Raw genomic sequence first — 8,361 nt, 5'->3', positions numbered from 1 at the left:
GCCCGGATCGAATCCGATCCGGGCACCCCACCCTCATTCCAGGGGTCGAGCCGTGTGGCTCAGGGGCCCTGTGTGCCGCCAGTGGTCTGGCCGCGGTTGCCGCCGCCGTTGTTGCCGCCGATCAGGTCCGGCGGGATGGTGATGCCGGGGAACGGGCTCTTGTTGCCGGGCTTCTTGCCCCCGGCGCCGGGCCTGCCCTCGCCACGATCGCGGTCGCGGTCGCGGCCCTTGCCCCTGTCCCGGTCGTCGCTCTTCGGCGGGTCCGGGATGTTGACGGTGTTGAAGGCGGGGGCGGGCACTCCGTTGAGCGCGCCCGTCATCGCGTCACGCCAGATCGGTCCGGGGACCTGCCCGCCGTACACCTTGTCCTGGTACACGCCACCGATCGTGATGCGCTCCATCTCGACGCTCTGGGACGGGCTGCCGACCCAGACCGCGCCGGACATGTTCGGCGTGTACCCCACGAACCAGGCGTTCTTCCGGGCGTCGGTCGTACCGGTCTTGCCCGCGTTGTCGCGGCTCTGGAGACCCGCCTCCTGGCCGGTACCGGAGTCGACCACTCCGCGGAGCAGGGTGTTGACGGTGTCGGCCGTGGTCGGCGACATCGCCTGCGAGCAGGTGGTCTTGGGCACGGGCAGCGAAGTGCCGTCGGCCTTGCTGACCGACTCCATGGCGATCGGCGTGCAGTACGTACCGCGGTTGGCGAAGGCGGCGTACGCGCTCGCCATAGTCAGCGGCGACAGACCGTTGGAGCCGAGGGTCAGGGTCGACGGGTTCTGCGGCAGCTTGCTGCCGTCGCCCTGGACCACGCCGAGCTTGTCGGTCATCTGCGAGACCGGGCACATGCCGATGTCCTGGAGCATCTGGACGAAGTAGGTGTTGACCGACTTCTCCATCGCCTCCTTCAGCGAGTACGGGCCCTTCTCGGACTCGCTCTCGTTCTCCAGGTGATACTTCGGCACGCCGTCGTTGACCCACGGCTTCCCGCAGGACCGCACCGTGTCCGGGTAGTCCATCTCGTACGGCGACGGATAGGACTGGGTGGCCGGCTTGCCGCCCTCTATGGCCGCGGCGGCCAGGAACGGCTTGAACGTCGAACCGGTCGGGAAGCCGTAGTTGGAGCCGCCCATGACCTTGTTGACCGAGTAGTTGTACTGGGTCTCGTTGGTGCCGAAGCCGTACGGCTTGGACTGGCCCATGCCCATGATCTTGCCGGTGCCCGGCTGGACCAGCGTCACGGCCGTCGCGACCTTGTCCGACTTGTAGACGTGGTTCTTGATCGAGCCCTGCACCGACTGCTGGGACTGCGGGTCGAGCGTCGTCCGGATCGTCAGGCCGCCCTGGTTCCAGATCTTGGCCCGGTCCTCCTTGGTCTTGCCGAAGACCGGGTCGGTGAGGAAGACGTGGCGTACGTAGTCGCAGAAGAAGCCGGCACCGCTGACGGCGGTGATGCAGCCGTTCTTCGGCTTCTTGACCCGGAGCTTGATCGGGGTCGCCTTCGCCTTGTCGGCCTGGGCCTTCGAGATGTCCCCGACGTCCGCCATGCGCTGGAGCACCATGTTGCGGCGCTTGGTGGCCTCGGCCGTGTCGTTGACCGGGTCGTAGCGGCTGGGCGACTGCACGACGCCGGCAAGCAGCGCGGACTCCTCCAGCGTCAGGTCCTTCGCCGGCTTGGAGAAGTAGCGCTGGGAGGCGGCCTCGATGCCGTAGGCCTGCTGCCCGAAGAAGGTGATGTTGAGGTAGTTCTCCAGGATCTTTTTCTTGCCGAGCTCTTCCTCGACCTGGATCGCGTACTTCAGTTCCTGGACCTTGCGGCCCATCGTCTGCTGGGTGGCCTGCGCGACCTTGTCCGGGTCGTCGCCCGCCTCCTCGACGAAGACGTTCTTCACGTACTGCTGGGTGAGGGTCGACGCGCCCTCGGTGGTCCCGCCCGTCTGCACATTGCGGTTCAGCGCGCGCAGGATGCCCTTGAGGTCGATGGCCCCGTGTTCGTAGAACCGGGCGTCCTCGATCGCGACGATCGCCTTCTGCATGTACGGCGAGATGTCCTTCAGCGGGACCACCGTGCGGTCGCGCGAGTACACCGAGGCGATCATTCCGCCCTTGCTGTCCAGGATCGTGGTGCGCTGGCTCAGCGGCGGAGTCTTCAGATTGGCCGGGATCTCGTCGAATCCCTCGACCGTCCCCTTGGTGGCAAGCCCCAGTGCTCCGGCGGCCGGCAGCGCGATGCCCGCGAGCACGACTCCGGAGAGTGCGGCGACACCGAGGAACTTGGCGGCCTGCTGGGTCGTCGAGAGACCCCCGCCCGAGCGCTTCTTTGGCATGGGGGCAGCCTACGTTCTCATTCGCCGGACACACGTATATGCCTTGGCCTAAGCTGCTCTCAACTGTCACAGCAGTCCGGTCCCGTATCAACCCCCGTGCAAGACCCGGCCACAACCTCAGGCGCTCCCGAATTCGCCTCGTGTGTCATCGAACGTCCGTTGTGATCCAGGTGAACTGTCCCGATTCTGACGGGATAGTCGCGTATGCCCTCGCCTCACTCCCCTGGGTGATCTGCCGCATACGCATAGTCCGTTCGGGCCATTCAAGATTGGGCCCGAAGGGGGTGTTGTGCTGTCGCCACCTTCCGTAACGTCCTCAACTGGCAGCGGTGAATATGCCGCTGCCGCCGTGGGGGAGCCTCGATTCGGGAGAGGACGGCGCCGTGATGGGCTGGGTAACCGACTGGAGTGCGCAGGCAGCCTGCCGCACTACCGATCCGGATGAACTGTTCGTACAAGGGGCAGCGCAGAACAGAGCCAAGGCGGTGTGCACCGGATGTCCGGTGCGGACCGAGTGCCTGGCCGATGCGCTGGACAATCGCGTCGAATTCGGCGTGTGGGGCGGAATGACCGAGCGGGAGCGCCGCGCACTGTTGCGCAGGCGGCCCACCGTCACGTCCTGGCGCCGGCTGCTGGAGACCGCGCGCAGCGAGTACGAGCAGTCGACGGGCATCCTGCCCGTGGCGATCGGACTGGACGACGACGAACTGCACGAGAGGTACGCCGCAGTGGGATAGGACCGGCGGGTTGTTACACAGCTCCGGCCGGGGCAGAACCGGTCGCGAGGCGGTCTCCGATGGCCCTGAGCCCTTCGAGATCATGTACGTCACCGGGCAGCGCGGCCACTTCGGTCACGGCGACCTCGGGGTGCAGCGCGGTGAACCGGTCACGTGTGCGCTGTTCGCGCGCGACCACCTGCATCCGTTCAGCATGCAGCCGCAACAGACCTGCGGTCAGCTCCTCGACGGAAGCGGTCGACTCGCGGTCCGAAGCGGTCGTTTCGTGATTCTCGGTGTTCTTCTGCTCGGCGGTGTCCTCGCGCTCGGAGTTGTCGGGCGTGGCGGCGTCGGGGGTGGCGTCCGGTGCGGAACCGGGCGTGGCAACGACTTCGGGGGAGTCGGGAGCGGCCGAGCGGTCGGCCCGGTCACGAAGTCCAGCCTTCCCGGCCGTCTGATCCACAATGCCGATCCCGTCAAGATTTTCTGCGGCGGCCAGCGCGTGCTCGGCGGAGAGCCGGGCGGCATCGCTGCCGTGGACCCGGTTGAGCACCAGACCTGCCAGCGGCATTTCCTCCGCGGCCAGCCGTTCCACGAAGTAGGCCGCCTCGCGCAGCGCGTCCCGCTCCGGAGTCGCGACGACCAGGAACGCCGTACCGGGCGCCTGCAGCAGTTTGTACGTGGCGTCGGCCCGGGTACGGAAGCCGCCGAACATGGTGTCCATCGCCGCGACGAAGGTCTGTACGTCGCGCAGGAACTGACCGCCGAGCAGCTTGCCGAGGGTGCCCGTCATCATCGACATGCCGACGTTCAGGAACTTCATCCCGGCCCGGCCGCCCATCTTCGCCGGGGCCATCAGCAGCTTGATGAACTTTCCGTCCAGGAACGAACCGAGCCGCTTCGGCGCGTCCAGGAAGTCCAGCGCGGAGCGCGACGGAGGGGTGTCGACGATGATCAGGTCCCACTCGTCGCGCGCCCGCAACTGCCCGAGCTTCTCCATCGCCATGTACTCCTGCGTGCCGGCGAAACCGGCCGACAGCGACTGGTAGAAGGGGTTCTCCAGGATCGCGCGGGCCCGCTCGGCGTCCGCGTGCGCCTCGACGATCTCGTCGAAGGTCCGCTTCATGTCGAGCATCATGGCGTGCAGTTCCCCGGCGTCCTCGCCCTCGATGCCCGGCACCCGGCGCGGGACGTTGTCCAGCGAGTCGATGCCCATGGACTGGGCGAGCCGGCGGGCCGGGTCGATGGTGAGGACGACGACCTTGCGCCCGCGCTCGGCCGCCCGTACGCCGAGTGCCGCCGCGGTCGTGGTCTTGCCGACGCCGCCCGAACCGCAGCAGACGACGATCCGGATACCCGGGTCGTCGAGCAGCGCGTCGGTGTCCAGCACGGGTGTGGGGGAGGGGGCGTCCTCCGCAGGCCCTGCCCAGGTGCCCTCGGCCAGGCCCTCCCAAGGGTCCTCCGCCGGGTCCGCCCGGGTGTCCTCCGCCGGGGCCCGGGAGGAGCTGTCCTCCGTCTCCCCGGCCGTGCCCGTCATGGCTCTTTCCGTGCGCTGTGTCATGTCCCCACCCCTTGTCCCGCCCCTTCGCCCACGCCCTGCTTGCGGAGCTCGGTCGCCAGGTCGTAGAGCCCGGCCGGGTCCATTCCCTCGCCGATCAGCGGGAGTTCGTACCCGGGCAGCTCCAGGCCGGCGAGCACGGCACGCTGTTCGCGCTCCAGCTCGACCCGTTGGGCGTGCTCGGCCGCCTGCTCGACCAGTGGGCGCACGAGCCCCGCGGAGCCGGTCACTCCGGCCCGGGTCAGCGCCTTGGCGATCTCCTTGCGGCGGCCGCCCGCGGCGGTGCGCAGGGTGTCCTCGTCCAGCAGATGGGGCCGCACCATGTTCACGATGACCCGGCCCACCGGCAGTTCGGCGTCGCGCAGCTCGGCGATGCCGTCCGCGGTCTCCTGGACCGGCATCTCCTCCAGCAGCGTCACCAGATGGACGGCGGTCTCGGGGGACTTCAGTACCCGCATCACGGCCTGTGCCTGATTGTGTATCGGGCCGATCCTGGCCAGCCCCGCCACCTCGTCGTTCACATTGAGGAAGCGGGTGATGCGTCCGGTGGGCGGCGCGTCCATGATCACGTAGTCGTAGACGTACCGGTTCTGCTTGTCCTTGCGGCGTACGGCTTCGCAGGCCTTGCCGGTCAGCAGCACGTCCCGCACACCGGGCGCGATCGTGGTGGCGAAGTCGATCGCGCCGAGCTTCTTGAGCGCCCGGCCCGCGCTGCCCAGCTTGTAGAACATCTGGAGGTAGTCGAGCAGGGCGCGCTCGGCGTCGATCGCGAGGGCGTACACCTCGCCGCCCCCCGGCGCGACGGCGATCTTGCGCTCCTCGTACGGAAGGGGCTCCGTCTCGAAGAGCTGGGCGATGCCCTGCCTGCCCTCGACCTCCACGAGAAGGGTGCGCCTGCCCTCGGTCGCGAGGGCGAGCGCGAGGGCGGCGGCAACCGTGGTCTTACCGGTACCGCCCTTGCCGCTGACGACCTGGAACCTGCTCACGTATTCGAGCCTAACCAGTCACACCGCAGGCTACGCACGAGGCTGCGCGTGCCAGGGATTACACAGGCGTTACAGTCGGGCCCATGACCAAGTGGGAATACGCGACCGTGCCCCTTCTCGTGCACGCGACCAAGCAGATTCTGGACACCTGGGGCGAGGACGGCTGGGAGCTGGTCCAGGTCGTTCCCGGCCCGAACAACCCCGAGCAGCTCGTGGCCTACCTGAAGCGGGAGAAGGCGTAATGGCGGGCACCGTCGAGGCGAAGCTCGCCGAGCTCGGGCTGACGCTGCCGGACGTCGTGCCGCCGCTGGCCTCGTACCAGCCGGCCGTGCAGTCGGGGGTGTACGTGTACACCTCCGGCCAGCTGCCGATGGTGGACGGCAAGCTCGCGGTCACCGGCAAGGTCGGTGCCGAGGTCACGCCCGACGAGGCCAAGGAGCTGGCGAAGACCTGCGCGCTCAACGCGCTGGCCGCCGTGAAGTCCGTCGCGGGCGACCTGGACCGGATCGCACGGGTGGTGAAGGTCGTGGGCTTCGTCGCCTCGGCGTCCGACTTCACCGGACAGCCCGCCGTGATCAACGGTGCCAGTGAGCTGCTGGGCGCGGTGCTCGGCGACAAGGGTGTGCACGCGCGCAGCGCGGTGGGCGTCGCGGTGCTGCCGCTGGACGCTCCGGTGGAGGTCGAGGTCCAGGTCGAGCTGGTCGGGGCCTGAGCCGTACGTTCCTTTCGTCGCCCTTTTCTGATCCCGTTCAGATATTTTCGATCCCGTCCGGTCACGATGACCGGGCGGGATCATCTGTGTACGGGGCATGTACGGATCACTGCACCTCTCGAACATCGGCGCGGTTCCGGATAGCCTCCGGCCATGTCCAATGGTCAGTGGTACCCACCGGAATGGCCCGACCGGATCCGGGCACTCGCCGCAGGTGAGCTGAGCGCCGCGACCCCGAAGCGGGCCGCCACCGTGATGCTGCTCCGGGATTCCGCCACTGACACCGAGGGCGGCCCCGCCGTCCACATGCTGCGCCGCCGGGCCTCCATGGCTTTTGCCGGCGGGGCGTACGCCTATCCGGGTGGCGGGGTCGACCCGCGCGACGACGACCGGCTCGTCGGCTGGGCCGGACCCGCGCTGGAGAGCTGGGCCGAGCGGCTCGGCGTCGGTACCCCGGCCGAGGCCCAGGCCATCGTCTGCGCGGCGGTCCGGGAGACGTACGAAGAGGCGGGTGTCCTTCTCGCGGGGCCGAGCGCCGACACGGTGGTCAGCGACACCACCGGTGCCGACTGGGAGGCCGACCGCGAGTCACTGGTGGCCCGGGAGCTGTCCTTCGCCGAGTTCCTGGACCGGCGCGGTCTGGTGCTGCGCTCGGACCTGCTGGGCGCGTGGGCGCGCTGGATCACCCCCGAGTTCGAGCCCCGCCGCTACGACACCTGGTTCTTCGTGGCCGCGCTCCCGGAGGGCCAGCGCACCCGCAACGCCTCCACGGAGGCCGACCGCACGGTGTGGATCGGGCCGGGCGAGGCGGCCGACGGGTACGACCGGGGCGAGCTGCTGATGATGCCGCCGACCGTGTCGACGCTGCGGGCGCTGAGGCCGTACGGGACGGCCGCCGAGGCCCTGAAGGCGGCGGATTCCCAGGACCTCACGCCGGTGCTGGCACAGGCAAGGCTGGAGGGCGGAGAGCTGGTGCTGAGCTGGCCGGGACACGACGAGTTCACCAAGCACATCCCGAGCGGGCCGGCGGGTGACGGTACCGGCGGTGGCTCCGATGACGGCTTCGGTGGTCGTCCCGCCGGCGGTTCCGGTGGTGCGGGAGGCGGATCGATATGAGCAATGCGGCAGCGCTGCCCGGACAGCCGCGCGGCGCGGTCCTGTCCGGCCCCGCCACGGCCCGCGCCGTCAACGTCCTCGCCCCCAACGCCTCTCCGATGACGCTGGACGGCACCAACACCTGGATCGTCGCCGAGCCCGACTCGGACCTCGCGGTCGTCATCGACCCGGGCCCGCTGGACGACACGCATCTGCGGGCCGTCATCGACGTCGCGGAGCGGGCCGGCCGCCGGATCGCGCTCACCCTCCTCACCCACGGGCACCCCGACCACGCGGAGGGCGCGGCGCGGTTCGCCGAGCTGACCCGTACGAAGGTGCGCGCGCTGGACCCGGCGCTGCGGCTGGGCGACGAGGGGCTGACGGCCGGCGATGTGATCACCACCGGTGGCCTGGAACTCCGTGTCGTACCGACCCCCGGTCACACCGCGGACTCGCTCTCCTTCCATCTGCCCGCCGACCGGGCGGTGCTGACGGGGGACACGGTCCTCGGGCGCGGCACCACGGTCGTCGCGCACCCGGACGGGCGGCTCGGCGACTACCTCGACTCGCTGCGGAGGCTGCGCTCGCTGACCGTCGACGACGGCGTGCACACGGTGCTGCCGGGGCACGGTCCGGTGCTGGACGACGCGCAGGGCGCGGTCGAGTTCTACCTCGCGCACCGGGCGCACCGGCTGGCCCAGGTGGAGACGGCGGTCGAGGCCGGGCACCGGACGGCGTCGGCGGTGGTGGCGCAGGTGTACGCGGACGTGGACCGGTCCCTGTGGCCCGCCGCGGAACTCTCGGTGCTGGCCCAGCTGGAGTACCTGGGCGAGCACGGCCTCATCCAGGGCCCGCCCGATCCGAACGGAAGGCCTTAGGGCCTCGGGCGTCTCTCCGCGGTCGGCGCGGAAACGTGGCAAGGCCCCGCCGGGTGGTGGCGGGGCCTTGCGTACGTTGCCGATGAGGCCGG

The 8,361-nt window shown here is 69.5% G+C and carries 8 protein-coding genes; 5 read left to right on the top strand and 3 right to left on the bottom strand.

Features of this window, described 5'->3' with window-relative positions; all coding sequences use genetic code 11:
• Window positions 1–59 precede the first annotated feature (59 nt).
• A complete protein-coding gene (locus ACFVH0_RS33520; RefSeq protein ID WP_385826409.1) occupies window positions 60–2,324 on the bottom strand; it encodes a transglycosylase domain-containing protein in 2,265 nt (754 codons plus the stop codon).
• A 386-nt stretch (window positions 2,325–2,710) separates the two neighbouring features.
• On the opposite strand from ACFVH0_RS33520, the gene ACFVH0_RS33515 reads away from it, so the two are divergent.
• Window positions 2,711–3,061 carry a WhiB family transcriptional regulator gene (locus ACFVH0_RS33515; protein ID WP_176740522.1) on the top strand — a complete coding sequence of 117 codons (351 nt, stop codon included), beginning with the start codon at window positions 2,711–2,713 and terminating at the stop codon, window positions 3,059–3,061.
• A gap of 13 nt (window positions 3,062–3,074) precedes the next feature.
• On the opposite strand, the gene ACFVH0_RS33510 is transcribed toward ACFVH0_RS33515, so the two are convergent.
• Window positions 3,075–4,577 carry an ArsA family ATPase gene (locus ACFVH0_RS33510; protein ID WP_385826413.1) on the bottom strand — a complete coding sequence of 501 codons (1,503 nt, stop codon included), beginning with the start codon at window positions 4,575–4,577 and terminating at the stop codon, window positions 3,075–3,077.
• A gap of 20 nt (window positions 4,578–4,597) precedes the next feature.
• Window positions 4,598–5,584, bottom strand: a complete 987-nt coding sequence (locus tag ACFVH0_RS33505; RefSeq protein WP_385826407.1) for an ArsA family ATPase — start codon at window positions 5,582–5,584, stop codon at window positions 4,598–4,600.
• An 83-nt stretch (window positions 5,585–5,667) separates the two neighbouring features.
• Here ACFVH0_RS33505 and ACFVH0_RS33500 point away from each other — a divergent pair, with 83 nt between their 5' ends.
• The 4 genes from ACFVH0_RS33500 (at window position 5,668) to ACFVH0_RS33485 (ending at window position 8,269) form a co-directional block, all read left to right on the top strand.
• Window positions 5,668–5,826: a DUF4177 domain-containing protein gene (locus ACFVH0_RS33500; RefSeq protein WP_003967454.1), complete on the top strand. Its 159-nt coding sequence runs from the start codon at window positions 5,668–5,670 to the stop codon at window positions 5,824–5,826.
• Window positions 5,826–6,296, top strand: coding sequence for a RidA family protein (locus ACFVH0_RS33495; RefSeq protein ID WP_093900512.1), 471 nt, complete (start codon window positions 5,826–5,828; stop codon window positions 6,294–6,296). The genes ACFVH0_RS33500 and ACFVH0_RS33495 overlap by 1 nt, the downstream gene beginning before the upstream one ends.
• A gap of 153 nt (window positions 6,297–6,449) precedes the next feature.
• Entirely contained in the window at window positions 6,450–7,412 is a 963-nt protein-coding gene (locus ACFVH0_RS33490; RefSeq protein ID WP_385826406.1) for an NUDIX hydrolase, read from the top strand.
• Entirely contained in the window at window positions 7,409–8,269 is an 861-nt protein-coding gene (locus ACFVH0_RS33485) for an MBL fold metallo-hydrolase (RefSeq protein WP_385826404.1), read from the top strand. Before ACFVH0_RS33490 ends, ACFVH0_RS33485 begins: the two co-directional genes overlap by 4 nt.
• Window positions 8,270–8,361: the final 92 nt, after the last annotated feature.

The organism is Streptomyces sp. NPDC127117, from assembly GCF_042677325.1.
Classification (GTDB): Bacteria; Actinomycetota; Actinomycetes; order Streptomycetales; family Streptomycetaceae; genus Streptomyces.
This window is presented reverse-complemented; position numbering and strand designations above follow the sequence as displayed.

Coding starts and splice junctions, on each gene's coding strand:
- ACFVH0_RS33520 (WP_385826409.1), bottom strand. CDS start 2,324: ATGCCAAAGAAGCGCTCGGGCGGGGGTCTCTCGACGACCCAGCAGGCC.
- ACFVH0_RS33515 (WP_176740522.1), top strand. CDS start 2,711: ATGGGCTGGGTAACCGACTGGAGTGCGCAGGCAGCCTGCCGCACTACC.
- ACFVH0_RS33510 (WP_385826413.1), bottom strand. CDS start 4,577: ATGACGGGCACGGCCGGGGAGACGGAGGACAGCTCCTCCCGGGCCCCG.
- ACFVH0_RS33500 (WP_003967454.1), top strand. CDS start 5,668: ATGACCAAGTGGGAATACGCGACCGTGCCCCTTCTCGTGCACGCGACC.
- ACFVH0_RS33495 (WP_093900512.1), top strand. CDS start 5,826: ATGGCGGGCACCGTCGAGGCGAAGCTCGCCGAGCTCGGGCTGACGCTG.
- ACFVH0_RS33490 (WP_385826406.1), top strand. CDS start 6,450: ATGTCCAATGGTCAGTGGTACCCACCGGAATGGCCCGACCGGATCCGG.
- ACFVH0_RS33485 (WP_385826404.1), top strand. CDS start 7,409: ATGAGCAATGCGGCAGCGCTGCCCGGACAGCCGCGCGGCGCGGTCCTG.